21 protein-coding genes and 1 riboswitch are annotated in these 22,531 nt (G+C 42.7%); of the genes, 19 read left to right on the top strand and 2 right to left on the bottom strand.

Annotated elements, in window-relative coordinates; translation table 11 throughout:
* Window positions 1-176 precede the first annotated feature (176 nt).
* The 4 genes from polX to NYE65_RS04825 all read left to right on the top strand — a co-directional run bounded on the left by polX (window position 177) and on the right by NYE65_RS04825 (window position 5,727).
* Complete coding sequence (gene polX, locus NYE65_RS04840; RefSeq protein WP_340859960.1) at window positions 177-1,895, top strand: DNA polymerase/3'-5' exonuclease PolX; 1,719 nt, start codon at window positions 177-179, stop codon at window positions 1,893-1,895.
* Window positions 1,896-1,930: 35 nt separating this feature from the next.
* Window positions 1,931-4,285 carry an endonuclease MutS2 gene (locus NYE65_RS04835; RefSeq protein WP_340859959.1) on the top strand — a complete coding sequence of 785 codons (2,355 nt, stop codon included), beginning with the start codon at window positions 1,931-1,933 and terminating at the stop codon, window positions 4,283-4,285.
* Between the two features lie 65 nt (window positions 4,286-4,350).
* Window positions 4,351-4,758 (top strand): DUF350 domain-containing protein, encoded by a 408-nt coding sequence (locus NYE65_RS04830; protein ID WP_328176280.1) that lies wholly within the window; start codon window positions 4,351-4,353, stop codon window positions 4,756-4,758.
* 210 nt (window positions 4,759-4,968) lie between these two features.
* Window positions 4,969-5,727, top strand: coding sequence for a GNAT family N-acetyltransferase (locus NYE65_RS04825; protein WP_340859958.1), 759 nt, complete (start codon window positions 4,969-4,971; stop codon window positions 5,725-5,727).
* A gap of 582 nt (window positions 5,728-6,309) precedes the next feature.
* On the opposite strand, the gene NYE65_RS04820 is transcribed toward NYE65_RS04825, so the two are convergent.
* Window positions 6,310-6,501, bottom strand: a complete 192-nt coding sequence (locus tag NYE65_RS04820; protein ID WP_340859957.1) for a hypothetical protein — start codon at window positions 6,499-6,501, stop codon at window positions 6,310-6,312.
* 849 nt (window positions 6,502-7,350) lie between these two features.
* Between NYE65_RS04820 and NYE65_RS04815 the strand changes: the two genes are divergently transcribed.
* From NYE65_RS04815 to NYE65_RS04775, 9 genes are all read left to right on the top strand, one after another.
* The gene (locus tag NYE65_RS04815) at window positions 7,351-9,051 is read left to right on the top strand and encodes a long-chain-fatty-acid--CoA ligase (protein ID WP_057276672.1); all 1,701 of its coding nucleotides are present in this window, start codon (window positions 7,351-7,353) and stop codon (window positions 9,049-9,051) included.
* An 83-nt stretch (window positions 9,052-9,134) separates the two neighbouring features.
* On the top strand, window positions 9,135-9,257 hold the full coding sequence (locus tag NYE65_RS04810) for a hypothetical protein (RefSeq protein ID WP_340859956.1): 123 nt from the start codon (window positions 9,135-9,137) through the stop codon (window positions 9,255-9,257).
* Window positions 9,254-9,841, top strand: coding sequence for a TetR/AcrR family transcriptional regulator (locus NYE65_RS04805; protein ID WP_053535880.1), 588 nt, complete (start codon window positions 9,254-9,256; stop codon window positions 9,839-9,841). The genes NYE65_RS04810 and NYE65_RS04805 overlap by 4 nt, the downstream gene beginning before the upstream one ends.
* Window positions 9,842-9,966: 125 nt before the next feature.
* Window positions 9,967-10,740 (top strand): enoyl-CoA hydratase, encoded by a 774-nt coding sequence (locus tag NYE65_RS04800; protein WP_057276671.1) that lies wholly within the window; start codon window positions 9,967-9,969, stop codon window positions 10,738-10,740.
* 122 nt (window positions 10,741-10,862) lie between these two features.
* Entirely contained in the window at window positions 10,863-11,636 is a 774-nt protein-coding gene (locus NYE65_RS04795) for an electron transfer flavoprotein subunit beta/FixA family protein (RefSeq protein WP_057276670.1), read from the top strand.
* A 69-nt stretch (window positions 11,637-11,705) separates the two neighbouring features.
* A complete protein-coding gene (locus tag NYE65_RS04790) occupies window positions 11,706-12,683 on the top strand; it encodes an electron transfer flavoprotein subunit alpha/FixB family protein (RefSeq protein ID WP_268590975.1) in 978 nt (325 codons plus the stop codon).
* Window positions 12,684-12,890: 207 nt separating this feature from the next.
* Window positions 12,891-13,205, top strand: coding sequence for a thioredoxin (gene trxA / locus NYE65_RS04785; protein ID WP_034308995.1), 315 nt, complete (start codon window positions 12,891-12,893; stop codon window positions 13,203-13,205).
* 103 nt (window positions 13,206-13,308) lie between these two features.
* Complete coding sequence (gene uvrC, locus NYE65_RS04780; protein ID WP_053535876.1) at window positions 13,309-15,081, top strand: excinuclease ABC subunit UvrC; 1,773 nt, start codon at window positions 13,309-13,311, stop codon at window positions 15,079-15,081.
* Window positions 15,082-15,142: 61 nt separating this feature from the next.
* Window positions 15,143-15,319, top strand: a riboswitch (Lysine riboswitch).
* Window positions 15,320-15,408: 89 nt separating this feature from the next.
* Window positions 15,409-16,641, top strand: coding sequence for an aspartate kinase (locus NYE65_RS04775; RefSeq protein WP_098186884.1), 1,233 nt, complete (start codon window positions 15,409-15,411; stop codon window positions 16,639-16,641).
* Between the two features lie 63 nt (window positions 16,642-16,704).
* Here NYE65_RS04775 and NYE65_RS04770 read toward each other — a convergent pair whose 3' ends face one another.
* The gene (locus NYE65_RS04770) at window positions 16,705-17,175 is read right to left on the bottom strand and encodes a YslB family protein (RefSeq protein WP_340859955.1); all 471 of its coding nucleotides are present in this window, start codon (window positions 17,173-17,175) and stop codon (window positions 16,705-16,707) included.
* A gap of 383 nt (window positions 17,176-17,558) precedes the next feature.
* Between NYE65_RS04770 and NYE65_RS04765 the strand changes: the two genes are divergently transcribed.
* From NYE65_RS04765 to NYE65_RS04740, 6 genes are all read left to right on the top strand, one after another.
* Entirely contained in the window at window positions 17,559-18,167 is a 609-nt protein-coding gene (locus tag NYE65_RS04765) for a succinate dehydrogenase cytochrome b558 subunit (RefSeq protein WP_063575535.1), read from the top strand.
* Between the two features lie 70 nt (window positions 18,168-18,237).
* On the top strand, window positions 18,238-19,989 hold the full coding sequence (sdhA, locus tag NYE65_RS04760) for a succinate dehydrogenase flavoprotein subunit (RefSeq protein ID WP_034311432.1): 1,752 nt from the start codon (window positions 18,238-18,240) through the stop codon (window positions 19,987-19,989).
* Between the two features lie 17 nt (window positions 19,990-20,006).
* Window positions 20,007-20,780 (top strand): succinate dehydrogenase iron-sulfur subunit, encoded by a 774-nt coding sequence (sdhB, locus tag NYE65_RS04755; protein ID WP_034308984.1) that lies wholly within the window; start codon window positions 20,007-20,009, stop codon window positions 20,778-20,780.
* A 264-nt stretch (window positions 20,781-21,044) separates the two neighbouring features.
* Window positions 21,045-21,509 (top strand): acyl-CoA thioesterase, encoded by a 465-nt coding sequence (locus tag NYE65_RS04750; RefSeq protein WP_057276667.1) that lies wholly within the window; start codon window positions 21,045-21,047, stop codon window positions 21,507-21,509.
* 122 nt (window positions 21,510-21,631) lie between these two features.
* Window positions 21,632-21,856 carry a helix-turn-helix domain-containing protein gene (locus NYE65_RS04745; protein ID WP_028392149.1) on the top strand — a complete coding sequence of 75 codons (225 nt, stop codon included), beginning with the start codon at window positions 21,632-21,634 and terminating at the stop codon, window positions 21,854-21,856.
* A 221-nt stretch (window positions 21,857-22,077) separates the two neighbouring features.
* Window positions 22,078-22,521: a MarR family winged helix-turn-helix transcriptional regulator gene (locus NYE65_RS04740; RefSeq protein ID WP_034308979.1), complete on the top strand. Its 444-nt coding sequence runs from the start codon at window positions 22,078-22,080 to the stop codon at window positions 22,519-22,521.
* Window positions 22,522-22,531 lie beyond the last annotated feature (10 nt).

The raw sequence follows: 22,531 nt of genomic DNA, 5'->3' as shown, positions 1-22,531 counted from the left end.
TCCTGGATTCCTATACTTTGAACACGGGGGAGGCCCCTTTTTATGTAGCGGCATGTAGCTTCATTCTATTTGATTCGAAGGTTAAGAACCTGACTGCTTGTACTTTACCTCCAAGAAAGGTATCTTTAAGAAAGTGAACATGGGACACCCTACTAATTTTTTCGGCGGTGAATTAAATGACAATTAATAAAAAAGATATCATTAAACTATTAGAAAAAATTGCAATATATATGGAACTAAAAGGAGAGAACCCGTTTAAGGTTTCAGCTTTCCGAAAGGCAGCGGGCGCCTTGGAAACGGATGACCGGAGCCTGACGGAGATCGAAGATTTTACCGCTTTGAATGGAATCGGGAAAGGAACGGCATCCGTCATCGAGGAGTATATAAATGAAGGGAAATCGACTGTACTTGAAGAGCTTCAGGATCAGGTGCCAAAAGGATTGATTCCGCTTCTGCAGCTTCAAGGTTTGGGCGGTAAGAAAATTGCCAAGCTTCATAAAGAGCTGCATGTCAAAGATGTGAATGATCTTAAAATCGCCTGTGAGGAAGGCAGGGTCGCGGCGCTTGCCGGTTTCGGCAAAAAAACGGAAGAGAAGATCCTGTCTGCAATTGCCGAGGCGGGTTCAAGGCCCGATCGGCTGCCCCTAGCCTTCATGAGACCGATTGCGGCTGATATTGAAACGGCCCTTGCTAACATGGATTACATCATCCGTTCTTCCAGGGCGGGCAGCATCCGGCGTATGAGGGAAACAATCAAGGACCTCGATTTCATCATTTCGACAGATCATCCCGAAGAGGTTAAGAATCAACTGCTTGCAATAAAAGGGATAAAACAAGTGATTGCGGCCGGTGATACAAAAGTATCGGTCGTGCTTGATTATGAATATGACATTTCTGTCGATTTCCGAATCGTTAAGGATAAGGAATTCATCACGACACTTCATCATTTTACAGGTTCGAAGGATCACAATGTGCGGATGCGCCAGCTTGCTAAAGATCGCGGAGAGAAAATCAGCGAATATGGGGTGGAAGTGACTGAAACCGGTGATGTATTGACGTTTGAAACGGAAGAACAATTTTATAATCATTTTGGCCTTCCTTTCATTCCCCCAGAACTGCGTGAAGACGGAACGGAAGTGGAGCATTATGATGCTAATGAACCTCTCATATCTTTAGAGGCCATTAAAGGTGATCTGCATATGCATACCACATGGAGTGATGGTGCTCATACGATTGAAGAAATGATTGAAGCATGCCGTGCAAAAGGGTATAGATATATGGCCATCACCGATCATTCGCAATATCTGAAAGTGGCGAACGGCTTGACCGCTGAACGTTTACGTGAACAAAAACGGATCATCCATGAACTTAATGAAAAATACACTGACTTTACGGTTCTTTCCGGGATAGAGATGGATATACTTCCTGATGGGACACTTGATTATGACGATGAGCTGCTTGCAGAGATGGATTTGGTCATTGCATCGATTCACTCAAGCTTTTCACAGCCTCGGGAAACGATCATGGAGCGCTTAAAAACGGCTCTGAATAATCCGCATGTAGATATCATCGCACATCCAACGGGAAGGATCATCGGCAGGCGCACCGGATATGATGTGGATATAGAAATGCTGATCGAACTGGCCCGTGAAACGAATACGGCCTTGGAATTGAATGCGAATCCGAACCGATTGGATTTGGCACCTCCGCATCTGCGCAAGGCTCAGGAAGCAGGCGTTCCGATCGTGATCAATACGGATGCCCACAGCATCGACATGCTTGAACATATGCCTGTGGGGGTCTCGTCAGCCAAAAAGGGCTGGATTAAAGAATCCACGGTTCTTAATGCAAGGGATACGGATGGCTTATTGGCGTTTTTAAAGAGAAATGATTAACTATTTGCCCATAAATAAGGAGGAGCTTTAACTCCATGCATAATAAAGCTTTAAAGACATTGGAATTTCATAAAATAAAAGAACAATTAATCTCACACGCATCCTCATCCATAGGAAAAGAAAAGGCGGAGCAATTGATGCCTTCCACGGATTTTGAAGAAGTGTCGAGATGGCAGGAAGAAACAGATGAGGCTGCCAAAATCGTAAGGTTGAAAGGTAACTTGCCATTGGGCGGGATTTTCGATATCCGTCCGCATGCAAAAAGGGCACAGATTGGCGGTATGCTCTCACCGATGGAATTGATGGAACTTGCGAGTACGATTCGTGCCGGCAGGATCTTAAGCCGTTTCTTCGAAGAACTGGCAGAGCAGGAGATTGATGTTCCGCTTTTAGCCGAATATATCGATTCCCTTCATCCATTGATTGATTTGCAGCAGGAAATTACGTATGCAGTAAGCGAACATGGCGAAGTGATGGATTCTGCCAGCGACAAGCTTCGTACCCTAAGAAACCAAATTCGGACGAATGAAAGTCGTGTAAGGGAAAAACTGGAAAGTATGATCCGTTCTTCCAATGCATCAACCATGTTATCCGATGCCATCATCACCATCCGGAATGACCGATTCGTCATCCCGGTAAAACAGGAATACCGCAGTGTGTATGGCGGGATCATTCATGATCAATCATCATCAGGACAGACGTTGTTCATTGAACCGCAAGCAATCGTTCAGCTGAATAATGTCCTGCAGGAAACCCGAGTGAAGGAAACGCAGGAAATAGAACGGATATTGGTCGAACTATCGGAAAAAGTCGGTGCGTTCACCCCTGAATTGCTTCATAATGTCAAAGTGCTGGCACAAATCGATTTCCTTGTCGCCAAGGCAAAATATGCAAAAGCGATAAAAGGATCCAAGCCGATTCTGAATAATGAGGGGCGCGTAAAATTATTCAAAGCGAAACACCCGCTCATTCCGAATGATGTCGTCGTGGCCAATGATATTTTTCTTGGTGATGAATTTACGACAATCGTCATTACCGGTCCGAATACAGGTGGTAAGACGGTTACCCTGAAAACGATTGGCCTCTGTACGTTAATGGCCCAGTCCGGTCTGCAGATCCCTGCGCTGGATGGTTCCGAAACGGCTGTGTTTTCCTCTGTTTATGCCGATATAGGCGATGAACAGTCGATTGAACAAAGCTTAAGTACATTTTCTTCGCATATGGTCAATATTGTCGATATCCTTAAGCATGTCGATTATGACAGTCTTGTTTTATTCGATGAGCTTGGAGCGGGAACTGACCCACAGGAAGGTGCAGCTTTGGCCATTTCCATTTTGGATGAAGTGTATAAGCGCGGAGCACGTGTGATTGCAACGACACATTACCCGGAATTAAAAGCGTATGGATATGATCGGGAAGGCGTCATTAATGCAAGCGTCGAATTTAATGTGGAAACCTTGAGTCCCACCTATAAACTTTTAATTGGTGTACCAGGGCGGAGTAATGCGTTTGAAATTTCCAAGCGCCTTGGTTTGGAAGAAAACGTGATCAGCAACGCCCGCGGCCATATCGGTGAGGATACGAATAAAGTTGAAAATATGATAGCGTCCCTTGAAGACAGCCGCAAGAAGGCTGAAGAAGAGGAATTGGAAGCAAAGAATCACCTGAAACAGGCGGAAATTCTTCATAAAAACCTTCAAAAGCAAATTGATGAGTACCATCAAGAACGGGATGCGATGGTTGAAAAGGCAGCAAAAGAGGCAGCGGCAATCGTTAAAAATGCACAAAGGGAAGCGGAAGCGATCATTGCCGACTTACGTAAACTGCGACTTGAAAAGCATGCCGATGTTAAAGAGCATGAACTGATCGATGCAAAAAAACGGCTTGAAGAAGCAGCGCCTAAAGTGAAAAAAACAACAAATAAAGCTGCGAGGCCGCTGGATAAAAGCTTGAAACCTGGAGATGAAGTAAAGGTCGTAAGCTTTGGTCAAAAAGGTCACTTGATTGAAAAGGTCTCAAATAATGAATGGCAGGTTCAGATCGGCATCATGAAAATGAAAGTGAAGGAGTCTGACCTGGAATTCATCAAGAGCACAAAAGTAAAAGAAACAAAGCCGCTTACCACGATCAAAGGCCGCGATTATCACGTTAGCGTCGAACTTGACCTTCGTGGAGAACGCTTTGAAAATGCCATATCAAGAGTGGAAAAATACGTTGATGATGCTCTTTTGGCCGGTTATTCGAGTGTCTCCATCATTCATGGTAAAGGGACGGGTGCTCTTCGGTCCGGGGTCCAGGAATACTTGAAAAATCACCGCTCTGTCAAAAGGATTCGCTTCGGCGAAGCCGGTGAAGGCGGAACAGGTGTTACGGTGGTGGAATTTAAATAAAGGAAAGCGGTCATTCCGGCAATTCAGCCAAGCCGGGTGGCTAGTTACCATTCGGGAGTTGGACCATGGAGAATATGTGGGAAAATGAATATGTATATATAGCTGCTCGTTACAGTGTCGTTATTCTGTGCATGATTGTTTTTTTAGCCATTTTTGAACTTGTCACAAAGTACAAGAACTGGGAGGAGATCAAACAGGGAAACATTTCTGTCGCGTTGGCAACAGGTGGTAAAATTTTTGGGATCGCCTATGTATTCCAACAGTCCATTCTCCATCAGAATTCGCTTCTTACCATGATTGGCTGGGGCGTCTACGGTTTTGTCCTGCTGTTGATCGGTTATTTCATTTTTGAATTTATGACTCCTGGATTTAAAATAGATGAAGAAATACAAAAAGATAATCGGGCAGTTGGATTCCTATCGATGATCATATCAATTGCATTATCTTTTGTCATCGGCGCCGGAATTTCTTAATGCCCTTCATGAGAGGGAGTAAGCTGTGGAGAAACTTGCAAAAGTCTTAATTGTTTGTTGCGGAATCTTTTTTCTGTTTGGAATCATTTATATGACATTGTTCAACTGAAGCGGCCAGTGTGCCGCTTCTTTTATTTGGTTCTATTAAAAAAAATGGGGGGCCATGTATAATAATAATGGTCAAATAGACTTTTGAAGAGGAGGCGGAATATGGATCAGTCCAAATGGATACAGAAGATTGAAGAATTATCGCTGAATGCTTTACCCGCCATGCAAACGCAAATCTATGATGGATGGGTTATCCGATTTGCGGATGGATATACGAAAAGGGCGAATTCCATCACCCCCATCTATCAATCGAATGAAAATGTGAAAAAGAAAATTTCGAATTGTGAACAATTATATTTTGCAAGGAATGATAAGGCCGTGTACAAAGTGACTCCACAGGCAAACCCTATCAACTTGGATCGTGTGCTGGAAGAGTCTGGTTATGCCCTTGAAGGAACAACAAGTGTCCAGGTATTGAATTTGGCAGATACAGAGTCACCGAATGAAACCAATGTCATAAAGTATGATCATTTACATGATGAATGGTTTCACGATTTCTGCCTGCTAAGTAATATTGATGATCATGATCAAACCATCCTGAAAAAGATGTTAGGGAATATCATTCCAAAAACATGCTTTATGTTGTTGACTGATGAAGGTGGAACCGTTACAGCAAGTGGACTGGGTGTTTTGGAAGACGAATACATAGGCCTGTACAATATCATTACCCATGAAAACTTTCGAAACCAAGGCAATGGTGCAATACTCATTCGTAATCTATTGCATTGGGGTAAAGAAAATGGAGCAAAAAATGCTTATCTTCAGGTGATAGAAACGAACGCACCTGCTTTAAGCTTATACGGAAAATTGGGGTTTGAAGAAAAATATAAGTATTGGTATAGAATTAAAACTAAGGAGTAGAGCCACACCTTTCAGTAGACGACAAAAGAGGATCGGAATGCTCTCCCCAATCTGTGATCTTAAAGAAAATTTGAATATCCTTTATTTTTTTTCTTGAGGGGTTGTGAAATTTGAGCGTTGATTTCCACTCCAGGCACTCGCTTTCCGCGGGCGGTCGGGGAGCCTCCTCGGCTTGCGCCTGCGGGGTCTCCCTTAGACACGCTTTTCCCGCAGGAGTCTCGTACCTTCCGTTCCAATCAACTTTGTTTTATTTAGATAGAACCCTTTTGTTCAAAACTAGATAATAATTGTTTGCCGACAGTTTTTTCTGGGTTTGTAAAATGGGAACGTTGATTTCCACTCCAGGCACTCGCTTTCCGCGGGCGGTCGGGAGCCTCCTCGGCATGCCTGCGGGGTCTCCCTGCCACGCTTTTCCCGCAGGAGTCTCGTACCTTCCGTTCCAATCAACTTAGTTTTTATTTAGTTAGAACCCTTTTGTCTACTAATTGCGTTTGTAAAATGGGAACGTTGATTTCCACTCCAGGCACTCGCTTTCCGCGGGCGGTCGGGGAGCCTCCTCGGCTTGCGCCTGCGGGGTCTCCCCTAGACACGCTTTTCCCGCAGGAGTCTTGTACCTTCCGTTCCAATCAACTTTGTTTTATTTAGATAGAACGTTTTGTTAAAAACTAGATAATAATTGTTTGCCGACAGTTTTTTCTGGGTTTGTAAAATGGGAACGTTGATTTCCACTCCAGGCACTCGCTTTCCGCGGGCGGTCGGGAGCCTCCTCGGCATGCCTGCGGGGTCTCCCTGCCACGCTTTTCCCGCAGGAGTCTCGTACCTTCCATTCTAATCAACTTAGTTTTTATTTAGTTAGAACCCTTTTGTCTACTAATTGCGTTTGTAAAATGGGAACGTTGATTTCCACTCCAGGCACTCGCTTTCCGCGGGCGGTCGGGGAGCCTTCTTGGCTTGCGCCTGCGGGGTCTCCCATGCCACGCTTTTCTGCAGGAGTCTCGTATCTTCCGTTCCAATCAACTTTGTGTTTTAAAAGAAAAACTGCAGGCCAGGCTCATATAAACCATGTTTAAGACTAGTTTATCCTTCATGTTTTTTTACTATAATCCTCAATCGATTGAAGAAATTTGCGACACTCCTGCCGAATAACTGGCTAGACGAGACACCGCAGACGCTTGCGTCGAGGAGGCTTGGCAGACTGTCGGCGGAAAGGGAGCGGATTTCTGAAATCAACTGGAACTTTTTTTAAAGAAATATTGTAGGGAAACTGGCTCTCCTTCTCCAATTCGTCTTCAGTCTTGCGGTTCCATCAATTTTCCGGCAAAAGGAGTTCCGAATTGCTCTCGCCCCGAACCAAAATTTTAAAAGTAAACTAGATTATTCTTCATAGTTTTTACAGTATTCCTTTAAGGATGGAAGAGATTTGCGACACTCCTGCCGAATAACTGGCTAGCCGAGGGCCCACAGGCGCTTGTGCCGAGGAGGCTCGGAAGCAGTAGAACAGGACATATATACTATCCAGCTTTTCATTGTAAGGTCTTTATACTCTGATTCGGCAATTGTAAGAAAATCCCGATTGTATTATAATGATTAAGAGTATTGAGAATATTCAGAAGGAGGGGGCATATGAGCAATAAGCCATGGCAAGCTATTTATCCGGAACAGATACCCGCTGTTTTGTCGTACGAAGATAAACCTCTTTATTCTTTTTTGAAGGAATCAGCCGAGGAATTCCCTGATAAAGTATCGATTCATTTCCAGGGAAAAGAATTAACTTTCCGGGAAGTGCATGAATCTGCTTTAAAGTTTGCAGCCTATTTAAAAAGTATCGGACTTCAAAAAGGCGAACGCGTTGCCGTCATGCTACCTAACTGCCCTCAGGGTGTCATAAGCTTTTTTGGGATATTGATGGCCGGAGGAGTCGTGGTTCAAACGAACCCAACCTATACTGAACGTGAATTAGAATATCAAATGAAAGATTCCGGAGCGAAAATGATTTTAGTGATGGATATTTTATTTCCCCGTGTTTCTGCAGTGGCATCAAGAACGGATATTGAACATATAATTGTAACCGCTATCAAGGAATATTTACCTTTCCCGAAAAATCTTATCTATCCTTTTATTCAAAAAAAGCAATACGGCATTGTCATCAATGTGGAGCATGAAGGGAATCATCATTTATTTTCCGAAATCATGAAACGAAAGATCACTGAAGAAGTCGACACTGTGCCGATCGATGTCAATAATGACCTTGCCCTTTTGCAATATACAGGCGGGACAACTGGCTTTCCCAAAGGGGTCATGCTTACTCATAAGAACTTGCTGGCAAATACGAAAATGTGCAATGCATGGCTTTACAAAAATAAGCGCGGTGAGGAAAGGATCCTTGCGATTCTGCCTTTCTTCCATGTGTACGGTATGACTACGGTCTTGGTTCTTTCCGTCATGGAAGGGAACACCATGATCATCATGCCGAAGTTTGATGTCGAAGCGACGCTTAAAACCATCCAAAAACAGAAACCGACCATGTTTCCAGGAGCGCCAACGATGTATATCGGCCTCTTGAACCATCCGGATATCGCTAAATATGATCTTTCTTCCATCAATGCCTGTATTAGCGGTTCTGCATCTTTGCCCTTAGAGGTTCAAGAGCAGTTTGAGAAGATTACCGGCGGGAAGCTAGTTGAAGGCTATGGACTTTCAGAAACCTCACCTGTGACACATGCTAATTTCATTTGGGATCAGCCGCGTGTAAAAGGAAGCGTTGGACTGCCGTGGCCGGACACTGACTCGGCGATTCTGTCCCTGGAATCCAATGAAGAGCTTCCTCCGAATGAAATAGGCGAGATTGCCATAAAAGGACCACAGGTAATGAAAGGTTATTGGAACCGTCCGGATGAAACGGAAAAAACCTTTAAAAATGGCTGGCTGCTTACTGGCGATCTGGGTTATATGGATGAGCAGGGGTTCTTTTATGTCGTCGAGAGGAAAAAGGATACAATCATTGCAGGGGGTTTCAATATATATCCACGTGAGGTGGAAGAGGTGCTATACGAGCATGAGGCCATACAGGAAGTAGTTGTGGCAGGCATCCCTGACCCTTATCGAGGAGAGACCGTCAAGGCCTATGTCGTCCTGAAAAAAAATGCCAGGGTCACTGAAGAGGAATTGAATGAATTTGCCAGAAAGAACCTGGCTTCGTATAAGGTGCCGCGAAGCTATGAATTCAGGGATGAACTTCCTAAAACGACGATAGGGAAGATCCTGAGAAGAGTCCTTATCGAGGAAGAAAAGAAAAAAATATCCGAGGAAAGAAAAGAAGCTTAAACAAGCACCCCCTTTTAACGGAGCAGCGGAAGAGGGCTCCGTTTTGCAGAACAGCTGGACAATCTATGGATGGTGGCTGTACAATGAACAGAAGTGAAATGTCAGAAGCCTTATATAAGGTTTTGCTTGACAGTAAAGGGTCATCATTTTATGATAGAAATATGAATGATGGTTCATTCATTTTTCTGAAAGGGGACATCCAGTGAAAAGCAACAGACCAAAGTATAATCAAATTATTGATGCGGCCGTTATTGTCATTGCCCAAAACGGTTACTATCAAGCCCAAGTATCCAAAATCGCCAAACAGGCAGGCGTAGCGGATGGCACCATTTATCTTTATTTTAAAAATAAAGAAGATATCTTAATATCATTATTCCATGAAAAGATGGGGTATTTTGTGGAACAGATCGAAGAAGAGATAAAAGGAAAGACCACTGCTTCGGAAAAACTGCATGTGCTCATCCAAAAACATTTTCAAAACCTTTCAGAAGACGTGAATTTAGCAATTGTCACTCAGTTGGAATTAAGACAGTCGAATAAAGAATTGCGCCTTAGGATCAATGATGTGTTAAGAGGGTATTTAAATTTAATCGATCAGATCATTATAGAAGGAAAAGAGAACGGCGAATTCCTGCCTGATTTAAATAATTTACTTGCCAGGCAGATGATTTTTGGAACGATTGATGAAACTGTGACGACTTGGGTCATGAATGAGCAAAAGTATTCGCTTCCTGACCTTGCACCAGACGTTCACCGCCTGCTGATTGGCGGCTGTGGCCTGAAAAGTTAACGATTTAAATAGAGGATGGCTAGCCATCCTCGAAAGAATCGGTTAATTCAACTTCCAGCTTTAACTGGAAGTGATACATAGAGAATTATCAAAAAAGTTTGACTATCATGCCTGGAGGGATTGATATGGAATATCTTAAGCTTTCTGTCGAAAATCATGTGGCTTTTATAACGATTGATCATGCACCAGCAAATGCACTTTCTTCGGCTATCATCGGAGAGCTTTCACAGGCATTCGATCAAATTGGGAAAGACGAAGCCGTACGGGTTGTCCTTCTTCATGGTGAAGGAAGATTCTTCTCTGCAGGAGCGGACATTAAAGAGTTTACGGAAGTGAAAAACGGGAAAGCTTTCGAGAAGCTGACCAAGAATGGTCAATCTGTATTTGAGAAAATCGAATCTTTTCCAAAACCGGTCATTGCAGCCATCCATGGAGCGGCGCTTGGCGGAGGATTGGAGCTGGCTATGGCCTGCCACATCCGCTTAGTCACCGAAAGGGCTAAACTTGGTTTGCCTGAGCTGCAGTTGGGCTTAATCCCCGGATTTGCTGGGACCCAACGTCTTCCTCGTTACGTAGGCATGGCAAAGGCAGCTGAAATGCTGTTTACAAGTGAACCGATTTCAGGCACCGAAGCTGTGCAATGCGGATTGGCGAATCATGCCTTCACGGATGAAGAACTGATTCCAAAAGCTAAGGATCTAGCCAATAAAATTGCCAAGAAGAGCCCACTGGCATTAAAGGCGGCCATTGAGTTATTGAATTATTCCAAGCATGATTCCTACCATAAAGGTGTGGAAAGGGAAGCTGCCCTCTTTGGTCAGGCTTTCGATACTGCCGATGCACAAGAAGGAATCGCCGCTTTCATTGAAAAAAGGGAAGCTGTATTCAAAGGGAAATGATGTTTCGGTTTAAATAACTATTTTTATATATCATGCAGGATTTTGGTGAAATCTGTAGAACATTACTATATATCAATAAAATTCATAATCTTCAAAACTCAAATTATTCGGGAGGTATTATCGTGAACATTTATGTACTGCTGAAAAGAACATTTGATACAGAAGAAAAAATTACACTATCCAACGGGAAAATCAATGAGGATGGGGCAGAATTCATCATTAATCCATACGATGAGTATGCAGTTGAAGAAGCAATCCAGGTGCGTGATGCACAAGGCGGCGAAGTAACGGTTATTTCTGTCGGAACAGAAGAGGCTGAAAAGCAATTACGCACAGCGCTGGCAATGGGTGCTGACAAAGCTGTATTGATAAATATAGAAGACGACATAGAAAATGGCGACCAATTCACGACTGCCAAAATTATTGGCGAATACTTAAAAGATAAAAATGCGGATCTAATCATTGCAGGGAACGTTGCAATCGATGGCGGCTCTGGTCAAGTGGGACCACGCGTTGCCGAAATTTTGGGAATTCCTTATATTACAACCATTACTAAATTGGACATAGAAAATGGAAATGTAAGCGTTATCCGTGATGTCGAAGGGGACTCTGAAACGATCGAAGCCTCTCTTCCATTATTGGTGACAGCGCAACAAGGGCTAAATGAGCCACGTTATCCTTCATTGCCAGGAATCATGAAGGCAAAGAAAAAACCGCTTGAAGAATTGGAATTGGATGACCTGGATTTGGAAGAGGACGATGTTGAGGCCAAAACAAAAACGATTGAAATTTACCTTCCTGCTAAAAAAGAAGCTGGAAAAGTTTTGGACGGGGAAATCAGTGCTCAAGTTACCGAGCTTGTTCAGTTATTACGCAGTGAAGCAAAAGTGATTTAATCGATACGGTACATCTCAAAACAACAACACACGACAAAAAGAAAAATAGAGCACAGGAGGTTTTTATAAATGGCTAGAAAGTTTCTTGTATTGGGCGAAGTTCGTGATGGTTCACTAAGAAATGTATCATTTGAAGCTATCGGTGCGGCTAAGCTTGCAGCGGATGGCGGGGAAATCGTTGGTGTTTTAGTTGGTGACAGTGTTCAGGATTTCGGTAATGAATTGATCCAGTATGGTGCAGACCGGGTTATTGCAGTCGAAAATGATCAATTGAAACAATATACTTCAGATGGATATGCGCAAAGCTTGCTTGCCGTCATCGAGCAGGAAAAGCCGGAAGGAATTTTCTTTGGACATACAGCCTTAGGAAAAGACCTTGCACCTAAATTGGCTGGAAAACTTGAATCAGGATTGATTTCCGACGTTACATCCATTGAAGAAGAAGGCGGAAATATCGTTTTCACCCGCCCGATATATTCTGGTAAAGCATTTGAAAAGAAAATTGTTACAGCTGGCGTGATTTTCGCGACAATCCGTCCTAACAATATCGAACCATTAGCGAAAGATGAGTCCCGCTCTGGTGATGTTTCTACATTAAGTGTGGATATTAAGGACTTACGGACAATCATTAAGGATGTTGTTAGAAAAGCCAGTGAAGGGGTCGACCTTTCAGAAGCGAAAGTAATCATCGCGGGTGGCCGTGGCGTGAAAAGTGAAGATGGTTTTGAACCATTAAAGGAACTGGCACAGGTTCTTGGCGGAGCAGTAGGAGCTTCCCGGGGAGCATGTGATGCAGACTATTGCGATTACTCATTACAAATCGGGCAAACGGGTAAAGTCGTAACACCTGATCTTTATATCGCCTGCGGAATTTCCGGTGCGATCCAGCATTTAGCGGGAATGTCCAACTCCAAGGTTATCGTTGCCATCAATAAAGACCCGGAAGCTAACATATTCAATGTGGCTGATTATGGAATTGTCGGAGATCTTTTCGAAGTCGTTCCATTACTTACGGAAGAATTCAAAAAACTTAAAGTTAACGCGTAATAGAAATAATACAGATGAGGGGCAAGACATTCGGCATAAGCCGATACATGTCTTGCCCCTTTGTTTGCGCTAATGGGGAGGTTTTTTTGCCTGCATAGTTACTTTTTTTTTGGACATCCTACCACTGAAGCAAAATATTAGCATCGATTTGAGCAACAGTGGTATACTGTTTTTAGTTATTTGAGTAAATTTGAGGAGGAAATATATATGGCTATTGTAAATGCAACTGACCAAACTTTCACAACAGATACTAGCGAAGGTGTCGTTCTTGTAGACTTTTGGGCTCCATGGTGTGGACCTTGTAAAATGATCGCTCCTGTTCTTCAAGAGCTTGATACTGAAATTGGCGATACAGCAAAAATCGTAAAAGTGGATGTAGATGAAAATCAAGAAACAGCTGGAAAATTCGGTGTGATGAGCATCCCGACATTAATCGTCCTTAAAGACGGTGAAGTGGTCGATAAGGTTGTTGGTTTCCAACCTAAAGAAGCACTTGCTGAACTTATTGCAAAACACGCGTAATAGTAAGATAGCTAAAAAAAGCTTCAAGTCTGCGGACTTGAAGCTTTTTTCGCTATCTTGATATATAATGATTGTAAAAATGGGAGAACAGGAGGCTGAATGCATGAATCAACAAATAAAGAATAAACTTGCCCTTCTTCCCGATCAACCTGGTTGTTATTTAATGAAAGATCGTCAGGGAACGATCATATATGTAGGCAAAGCGAAAGTGTTGAAAAATCGTGTCCGCTCTTATTTTACGGGATCTCACGATGGTAAAACATTTCGACTCGTGAACGAGATTGAGGATTTCGAATACATTGTCACCTCTTCCAATATCGAGGCTCTTATTTTAGAGTTGAACTTAATCAAAAAACATGACCCAAAATATAATGTCATGCTAAAGGATGATAAGACGTATCCTTTCATCAAGCTGACTGCGGAACGCCACCCGCGTCTAATCATTACGCGAAAAGTCAAAAAAGACAAAGGGAAATATTTCGGTCCTTATCCGAATGCATTTGCAGCTAACGAAACGAAAAAATTGCTCGACCGCATCTATCCCCTAAGAAAATGCAATACGTTACCGGATCGCGTTTGTCTCTACTATCACCTTGGTCAGTGCCTGGCCCCATGTGTATATGATGTAGAGGAACAGGAATATAAAAAAATGGTCGATGATATCAACCGGTTCTTGAACGGCGGGCATACTGAAATAAAAAAAGAACTGACTGAAAAAATGCTGGAGGCATCGGAAGAACTCGATTTCGAGAGGGCCAAGGAGTTCCGTGACAAGATTGCCCACATCGATATTACGATGGAGAAGCAGAAAATGATGACGACCGATTTCATCGACAGGGATGTATTTGGCTTTGCCTATGATAAAGGCTGGATGTGCGTTCAGGTATTTTTTGTCCGGCAGGGTAAATTGATAGAAAGGGATGTTTCGCTTTTTCCGGTCTACGATGAACCCGAACAGGAACTTCTTACATTCCTCGGTCAGTTTTACGAGATTACGAACCACTTTAAACCAAAGGAAATCTTGCTGCCTGAATCTGTGGATGCCGAAATGGCCGAAGGGCTGCTTGGTGTCAAAACGATTCACCCGAAACGGGGAGCGAAAAAAGACATGCTTAAATTGGCGAATAAAAATGCCTCCATCGCCCTTCAGGAAAAATTCTCTTTGATTGAGAGGGATGAAGAAAGAACGATCAATGCGGTGGAAAACCTCGGGAAACAACTGGGTATCTACACCCCGCATCGAATTGAAGCTTTCGATAACTCCAATATCCAGGGAAGTGACCCCGTTTCCGCTTTAGTCGTGTTCATTGATGGGAAGCCGGAAAAAAGAGAGTACCGAAAATATAAGATCAAGACTGTCCAGGGACCTGATGATTATGAATCGATGCGTGAAGTGGTCAGAAGAAGGTATTCACGAGTATTGAAAGAAGGGCTGCCGCTTCCGGACTTGATCATCATTGATGGCGGAAAGGGACATGTCGAAGCGGTACGGGATATTCTGGAAAATGAATTAGGCTTGGATATTCCACTTTCAGGCCTCATTAAGGATGAAAAGCATAGGACCTCGCAATTGATGATCGGAAATCCGCTTGAACTTGTACCTCTTGATTCAAGGAGCCAGGAATTTTACCTATTACAAAGAATTCAGGATGAAGTGCATCGGTTCGCGATTACGTTTCATCGCCAGCTACGCGGGAAAAATGCGGTTCACTCCCAGCTTGATGATATTCCAGGAGTCGGGGAAAAGCGAAGGAAGCAATTATTAAGGCATTTTGGATCATTGAAGAAAATCAAAGAGGCGACGGCCGAGGAAATCATGGAAGCTGGCATGCCAAAAGGGGTAGCCGAGGGAATCGTTAGAAAATTACAAGAATAATCTTGCTACCGATAAATCTCTATGCTATGATTAAAAGGAATTTTTAACTAGACAACTTAAAAGTGCTGATAGAGGTGCGGAATTCAAGAGTAAAAACCTGGAGAAGTATGAGCTTCCATGAAAGGTTTTGAAAGGGGACGCCGCCGAAGGAAGACAAGACTCATACCTTGTCCTCCTGGTCCGACATTTAATAAATGGCGGATTGTCAGGGTTTATACCCTGGAGAGCTATCTCACTGTGATTACAGTATTAAGATATGTGACCACAGCAATGAGATATTTCTCATTGCTTTTTTTATTGCCTAAAAAGTAGAGAGGGTGCATGAGGATGGCATTAATCGTTCAAAAATTCGGCGGAACATCCGTCGGTAGCGTAGAAAAAATCAAAAATGTTGCCAATCGGGTAATCGAGGAAGCGAAGAAAGGAAATGAGGTTGTCGTCGTTGTTTCAGCTATGGGGAAAACAACGGACCAATTGGTTTCAATGGCGCGTGATATTTCCGGATCCCCAAGCAAGAGGGAAATGGATATGCTATTGACGACTGGGGAACAGGTAACGATTTCCCTGTTAACGATGGCATTGATTGAAGAAGGACATGAAGCCATTTCGTATACCGGCTGGCAGGCTGGCATGCAAACGGAATCCGTTCATGGGAATGCCCGGATTTTAAACATCGATGCCACGAGGATCCAAGCCCAGCTTCAGGAGAAGAAAATAGTGGTCGTAGCCGGTTTCCAGGGTAACGATGCAAATGGGGAAATCACTACCTTAGGGCGAGGCGGTTCCGATACGACGGCAGTTGCCATCGCAGCAGCGCTTAATGCGGATAGATGCGATATTTATACAGATGTAACGGGTGTTTTCACAACGGACCCACGCTACATAAAAGGCGCGCGAAAACTCCAATCCATTTCTTACGATGAAATGCTGGAACTTGCCAACCTGGGGGCGGGCGTCCTTCACCCAAGGGCTGTCGAATATGCAAAAAATTATCAAATTCCGCTTGAAGTCCGTTCAAGCATGGAGAGAGAATCAGGTACGATCATAGAGGAGGAAGCAACTATGGAAGAAAACTTAATTGTACGCGGCATTGCTTTTGAAGACAGTATTACGAGGGTCACGATATATGGTTTGCCCCAATCACTTGGTGCATTATCCACGATCTTCACGACGCTTGCGAAAAACCGGATCAATGTGGACATCATCATTCAAAGCATGACTGCCGAGGATACGACGAATCTATCTTTTTCCACAAAAAGTGAAGATACGGAAGCGGCCTTGATCGTTCTGGAAAATAATAAAGAACAATTGGGATTCGACCGGGTCGAAACGGAGAGCGGATTGGCCAAAGTGTCCATCGTCGGTTCTGGTATGGTATCCAATCCGGGAGTGGCTGCCGAAATGTTTGAAGTGATGGCCAATACAGGCATCCAGGTGAAAATGGTCAGCACATCGGAAATTAAAGTTTCGACCGTCGTCAATGAAAAGGAAATGGTGAAGGCGGTTGAATCCCTTCATGAAGCATTTAAACTTGGTCAGCATGCAAATGTGCTAGCTTAAGTGTCAGGAGTCCAATAAAAAACAGACTTCCGGTAAAAAGGGTAAGTCTGTTTTCAGGGCTCATTAGATTGGATCTCTGGGATCCCATTGGATGGTGAATATCACTTTTTTTGCGCGGCGTTTGATTTCTTCCGTTGATTCGCTGAGGAATTTTTTTTGCAGTGAAAACTGCTCGGCAAGGAAACCGGCTTCAAGCTGGAAGTGACAATCAGGGTGTAAATCCAGGCGGCGGCTGATTATTTCACCCGTGAGGGATAATTGCATCTCGTGTTTCGTATACTTCAAGATTTCCAGATTGCCCCATCCAGCGCTTTGGAAAAATTCAATCAGTTCCTGATCGCCATTCAATGGGAATTTTCTTGCTAATTGTTTACCTGCCCAATAGAGGATTTGATTAGAGTCTTTTCCGAGAATATCGTTCAATAGAACTTCTCTGATTAATTCGTACCCGAAAGCTGGAACTTTGAATTCTTCAGTTTGAATTTCTTCCGTTTGAATCTCTTCTTCTATCGCAGCAGCAATATTTTTTTTCATAGTTTATCGCCTCTTTCTGTAAATCTATTATAAACGTATTTCTTTTGCAAATTATACTGTTTTTTATTTATTTAAATAGCAATTGGAAAAAAATGAGAAATTATACCGAGATATTAATAGTTAAATTAGAAATTTATTCAAAATATCATCTTGACAAACAAAAAATACCCAATATAATCCAATAAAATCTATTCTGAAAAAGAGATTTCTTGTATCCGTTTTCTTGACGCACATAGAAGTCAGGAGTAAAATGGACATGTCACATAATTGTAAAGGAAGTATAGAGGAGTTTTTTGACTCTATACTGTATTTTCACGCGGAGATAAAAGGTAGCCACCAGTTTATCTTTGCATGATTTTTCACAAATTAAGGGGGGGCACTTAGTGGCAAAAAATCGTGAGTTTGGGAATCGCAGGCTTCATTCACTTCTAGGAGTAATTCCAATTGGTCTATTCCTAATTTTTCATTTATCTGTAAACTTTATGGCAACAAAAGGAGAAGAGACTTTTAATGGGGCAGTTCATTTAATTGAATTTACGCCCGTGAAGATTTTGGTAGAATGGGTCGTCATCTATCTACCGCTCATTTTCCATGCTGTGTACGGAATCTATATTGCCTTTACAGCAAAAAACAATTTAGGCAGATTTAGTTTCTTCCGTAACTGGATGTTCATGCTACAACGCCTAACTGGAATCATAACGTTGATTTTCCTTGTTTGGCATATATGGGCAACTAGAATCCAAGCAGCTATGGGTGCTGAAGTTAACTTTGACATGATGGCAGAGATTTTCTCTAGTCCATTCATGATTGTGTTCTATATTGTTGGTATTATCTCGGCAATCTTCCACTTTGCTAATGGATTATGGTCATTTGCTGTGAGCTGGGGTCTTACAGTTTCACCAAGATCGCAAAGAATCATGACTTACTTTACATTGATCGTTTTCGTTCTTCTTTCTTATATCGGAATCAGCGCAATTTTCGCATTCGTATAAGAAGATAGAGTTCATTTATAAGAATTAGGAAAAACATAGCTTGGCTAATGGAAATAAGGGAGTGACAGAATTGGGTAAAGGTAAAATAGTTATCGTTGGTGGAGGTCTAGCTGGATTAATGGCTACGATCAAAGCAGCAGAGCTGGGACAACAGGTTGATTTATTTTCTTTAGTGCCTGTTAAACGCTCTCACTCAGTTTGTGCCCAAGGCGGAATCAACGGGGCAGTAAATACAAAAGGTGAAGGGGATTCTCCATATATCCACTTCGACGATACAGTTTATGGCGGAGATTTCTTGGCTAACCAACCGCCGGTTAAAGCGATGTGCGAAGCAGCACCATCAATCATTCATATGTTTGACCGTATGGGTGTTATGTTCAACCGTACTCCGGAAGGTCTTCTTGATTTCCGTCGTTTCGGTGGTACTCAACATAGCCGTACAGCATTCGCTGGTGCAACAACTGGTCAGCAATTACTTTACGCATTGGACGAGCAGGTTCGCCGTTATGAAGTTGAAGGCCTTGTAACGAAATATGAAGGCTGGGAATTCCTTGGAGCTGTTATCGATGATGAGCAAACAGCACGCGGTATCGTAGCACAAAACCTGACTTCAATGGAAATCAAATCATTCCCTGGAGACGCAGTCATCATGGCGAGCGGCGGCCCTGGAATCATTTTCGGTAAATCAACGAACTCAATGATCAATACAGGTTCAGCAGCTTCCATCGTTTATCAGCAAGGTGTTAATTATGCTAATGGTGAGTTCATTCAAATTCACCCGACAGCAATCCCTGGCGATGACAAACTTCGTCTAATGAGTGAATCCGCTCGTGGTGAAGGTGGACGTATCTGGACATATAAAGACGGGAAACCTTGGTATTTCCTTGAAGAAAAATACCCTGCTTATGGTAATCTGGTACCTCGTGATATCGCGACTCGTGAAATCTTCGACGTATGTATGAACATGAAGCTTGGCATTAATGGTGAAAACATGGTTTACCTGGATCTATCACATAAAGATCCTAAATTACTTGATATTAAACTTGGCGGAATCATTGAAATCTACGAGAAATTCATGGGTGAAGATCCTCGTAAAGTTCCAATGAAAATTTTCCCTGCCGTTCACTATTCCATGGGCGGACTTTGGGTTGATTATGACCAAATGACTAACATCAAAGGTTTATTCGCTGCAGGTGAGTGCGATTATTCACAACATGGCGGTAACCGTCTTGGTGCCAACTCACTTCTTTCTGCAATCTATGGTGGTTCAGTCGCTGGACCGAATGCCGTTAAATATATTGAAGGCCTTGCTAAAACTTCAGAATCCATTCCTTCTTCATTGTATGAAGGGTACGAAAAACAAGAACAAGAGAAATGGAATGAAGTCATGTCTCTTGATGGTAACGAAAATGCGTACATCCTTCACAAAGAACTTGGTGAGTGGATGACTCAGCATGTTACTGTAGTTCGTTACAATGACAAGCTGAAAGAAACGGATAACAAGATTCTTGAGCTGATGGAACGTTACAAGAAAATTAACATTAATGACACGGCAAAATGGAGTAACCAAGGAGCTGCATTCACTAGACAGCTGCAAAACATGATGCAATTGGCCCGTGTAATCACAATTGGTGCGTTAAACCGTGATGAAAGCCGCGGAGCGCATTACAAACCTGATTTCCCAGAACGTAATGATGAGGAATTCATGAAAACTACTATGGCAACATTCAAAGGCTTGGATCAAGCACCTGAATTCCATTATGAAGATATTGATGTATCACTGATCGCACCGCGTAAACGTGACTACACTACGAAACACTAAAGAGGGGGAGCAAAAAAATGGTTGAAACTAAATCTGAGACTAAAACAGTCCGTTTTATAATCACTCGTCAAGATACACCGGATTCAGCTCCTTATGATGAGGAATTCGAATTAGCGTACCGTCCGAATATGAACGTAATTTCCGCCCTAATGGAAATTCGTCGTAATCCAGTAACGGTACAAGGCAAGCACACTACAGCTATCGCATGGGACATGAACTGTCTTGAAGAGGTATGTGGTGCTTGTTCAATGGTTATCAATGGTAAACCAAGACAATCATGTACAGCTCTTATCGATCAATTGGAGCAGCCGGTTCGTCTAGCACCAATGCGTACATTCCCTGTTGTTCGTGACCTGCAAGTCGATCGCAGCCGTATGTTCGACTCATTGAAAAAGGTAAAAGCATGGATTCCAATCGATGGAACGTACAACCTTGGACCAGGACCGCGTATGCCAGAAAAGAAACGTCAATGGGCTTACGAGTTATCTAAATGTATGACTTGCGGTGTATGTTTGGAAGCTTGTCCGAACGTAAACAGCAATTCAGACTTCATTGGGCCACAACCATTATCACAAGTTCGTTTATTCAATGCACATCCAACTGGTGCAATGAACAAAGCTGAACGTTTAAATACGATCATGGGTGATGGAGGACTTGCAAACTGCGGTAACTCACAAAACTGCGTGCAGTCTTGCCCTAAAGGCATTCCATTAACGACTTCGATTGCTGCGTTGAACCGTGATACTACGATCCAACAATTCCGTAACTTCTTTGGCAGTGATGAAGTTTAATCATGAACATGAAAGAACCTGTATCTTATGATATGGGTTCTTTTTTTCATTGTTTTACATACAGAGGCTTGGTTGGGAATCGAGAGAATCATAAACGATTGATAACTGGGGTTGAAGTGTAAATCCGGCACCAGGCCAACTGTGAAGGATTTGTGAAGTGAGCTTGATAATTTCCCCTGCTTTCAATAGAAAATCCTTTTCATTATCGTTGTTTTCTTATAAAATGAGTGAATAGTCATTCAATTCAGAAAGGGTGTGCACAAGTTGGGCAAAATATCATATATCGATAATATAACGGAGTGGATCAATGATTTTTCTTTTAAACATGAGATTAAGATCCGCTTTTCGGAAACTGATATGTTTGGGCACTTGAATAACACGATTCCTTTTACTTATTTTGAGGAAGCTCGGATTGAGTATTTCAACAGTATGGGGTTCATGAAGGATTGGACCTCGGCTGAATGCGGTGAGATGCCGGTTGTTGCCAATTTACAGTGTGATTACCTTAAGCAGATGTTTTTCAATGATCAATTGACAATCCATGTGAAAGCTGACCATATCGGAAATTCTTCAGTGGACCTACACTATATGGGGACTAAACAAGATGGTTCAATTTGTTTAACGGGCAGGGGGACGATTGTACAAGTGTCCAAGGCCACCGGGAAGCCGGTACCTTGGACGGAAGACATGAAGCGTTCGATGCTGTATACTGTGCTGGAACATTCCTAAAAATATTTCCATTTAGACAAGTAAAAGAGTCACTCCATTGCCCCAGCCGACATACTATATCTTGACTAAATAGACACCCACTCCGGGTTTTATGCTGGTGAAGGCAAGGAGGGTAACATTACTTGAAGGAGAACGAATTCACTCATAAGCCATTACTCACCAAAAGAGAAAAAGAAGTATTTGAGTTACTAGTACAAGACAAAACAACAAAAGAAATCGCAGGTGAATTGTTTATTAGCGAAAAAACAGTTCGAAACCATATTTCGAATGCGATGCAGAAGCTTGGAGTTAAAGGACGTTCGCAGGCAGTCATAGAACTCCTTCGTATGGGAGAACTTAAGCTTTAATGTGTTAACTCTTAATACGTAAGCCTTATAAATAATTTCTCTCCCGTTCATTGGCAGCATATAAGGAAGGGCAAAACAATTTGGTTGTTTTGACTTCTTTGGATGCTGCTTATTTTTATGGCGGGGTTTCATTATGATTCCAGTCAATCAATCTTGAAAATCATTTCACTTTCATCCAAAATGGTAGTATGATAAGTTTCATGAAGTGGGGAGCTGTGTTTATGGATGAAGAGAAGCAGGCGGCATATGTAGCCGATATCGAGAAGGAATTGCGCTATGTATCGTCATGGCTTAAGCAAAGGGGAAGAGAAATTCTCCATGATTATAAAATTACCATTCCTCAATTCGTGGCTTTGCAATGGCTTTTTGAATCAGGGGACATGACGATTGGCGAATTGTCCACGAAGATGTTTCTCGCTTTCAGTACAACGACGGACCTGATTGACCGCATGGAGAAACATCAGCTTGTCCAGCGTGTCAGGGATGAAAAGGATCGGCGTGTGGTTCGAATTCACCTTCTTGAAGAAGGCGAACGGATAATCGAAGAAGTGATTAATAAACGGAGGCAGTACTTGAGTGGCGTGTTAGTCAATTTTAACGAATCTGACATCATGTCCCTCAAAGGGATTCTAGTAAAACTACATCAAGAAATGAAAGAAAAATGAGGCGAGTTTT

The organism is Peribacillus sp. FSL R5-0717 (genome assembly GCF_038002945.1).
GTDB lineage: Bacteria > Bacillota > Bacilli > Bacillales > DSM-1321 > Peribacillus > Peribacillus frigoritolerans.
The sequence above is the reverse complement of the archived record's forward strand: the minus strand, read 5'-3'. Positions and strand labels throughout refer to the sequence as shown.

Bases quoted from the DNA above. Each gene is read 5' to 3' on its own strand.
- NYE65_RS04830 (WP_328176280.1), top strand. From the start codon at position 4,351: ATGGAGAATATGTGGGAAAATGAATATGTATATATAGCTGCTCGTTAC.
- sdhB (WP_034308984.1), top strand. From the start codon at position 20,007: ATGGTTGAAACTAAATCTGAGACTAAAACAGTCCGTTTTATAATCACT.
- polX (WP_340859960.1), top strand. From the start codon at position 177: ATGACAATTAATAAAAAAGATATCATTAAACTATTAGAAAAAATTGCA.
- NYE65_RS04800 (WP_057276671.1), top strand. From the start codon at position 9,967: ATGGAATATCTTAAGCTTTCTGTCGAAAATCATGTGGCTTTTATAACG.
- NYE65_RS04815 (WP_057276672.1), top strand. From the start codon at position 7,351: ATGAGCAATAAGCCATGGCAAGCTATTTATCCGGAACAGATACCCGCT.
- uvrC (WP_053535876.1), top strand. From the start codon at position 13,309: ATGAATCAACAAATAAAGAATAAACTTGCCCTTCTTCCCGATCAACCT.
- NYE65_RS04835 (WP_340859959.1), top strand. From the start codon at position 1,931: ATGCATAATAAAGCTTTAAAGACATTGGAATTTCATAAAATAAAAGAA.
- NYE65_RS04775 (WP_098186884.1), top strand. From the start codon at position 15,409: ATGGCATTAATCGTTCAAAAATTCGGCGGAACATCCGTCGGTAGCGTA.
- NYE65_RS04825 (WP_340859958.1), top strand. From the start codon at position 4,969: ATGGATCAGTCCAAATGGATACAGAAGATTGAAGAATTATCGCTGAAT.
- NYE65_RS04790 (WP_268590975.1), top strand. From the start codon at position 11,706: ATGGCTAGAAAGTTTCTTGTATTGGGCGAAGTTCGTGATGGTTCACTA.
- NYE65_RS04820 (WP_340859957.1), bottom strand. From the start codon at position 6,501: ATGCCGAGGAGGCTCCCGACCGCCCGCGGAAAGCGAGTGCCTGGAGTG.
- trxA (WP_034308995.1), top strand. From the start codon at position 12,891: ATGGCTATTGTAAATGCAACTGACCAAACTTTCACAACAGATACTAGC.
- NYE65_RS04810 (WP_340859956.1), top strand. From the start codon at position 9,135: ATGAACAGAAGTGAAATGTCAGAAGCCTTATATAAGGTTTTGCTTGAC.
- NYE65_RS04770 (WP_340859955.1), bottom strand. From the start codon at position 17,175: ATGAAAAAAAATATTGCTGCTGCGATAGAAGAAGAGATTCAAACGGAA.
- NYE65_RS04740 (WP_034308979.1), top strand. From the start codon at position 22,078: ATGGATGAAGAGAAGCAGGCGGCATATGTAGCCGATATCGAGAAGGAA.